Source organism: Cognatundibacterium curvum (assembly GCF_014284235.1).
In the GTDB taxonomy this organism is placed as follows: Bacteria; Pseudomonadota; Gammaproteobacteria; order Burkholderiales; family Burkholderiaceae_D; genus Undibacterium; species Undibacterium curvum.
In genome coordinates, this window is record NZ_JACOGD010000029.1 from 1 (window position 1) to 419 (window position 419).

The window sequence follows — 419 nt, forward strand, 5'->3', positions numbered from 1 at the left end:
AGCGCCTTGATATCCACATCCCCATTTGCTGCAATCAGTTTCATCCCGGCTTTGTAGGCAAACAAGCGTATCGCCTTGCGTGCACTCGCGAGCAGGCTGTGGCCGCTGCTGAGGCTGATGTGTTGTTCGGCGGTTATCGCGTGCTGGGCTGCGCTGTGTTGTTGCGTGCTGCCTGCGGTGGTGCTGGCGATGCCTGCAGGACTGGTGAGCAGGATGTGGGGCTGGCTGAATTCGGGGAAGTGGTTTTTGGTTTGATTTTGATTTGTACTGGTGTGGTTTGTGTTGTTGTTTGCCTTGTTTGCTGAGCCTGCGATTTCTGCATTTTGTTGTTCGAGGTCTTGTGCGACCTGAGGCTGATCGCTTGCTTCTTGCGCTCCGGCTTGCTGGGCGGCGTCGGCCAGACTGGCGTGTAAATTGTG

The 419-nt window shown here is 55.8% G+C and carries 1 protein-coding gene; it reads right to left on the reverse strand.

Annotation, left to right across the window (positions count from 1 at the left end):
• Positions 1-419 (reverse strand): DUF2345 domain-containing protein (locus H8K43_RS18710; protein WP_186905259.1); only part of this gene is annotated, 419 nt, incomplete at both ends.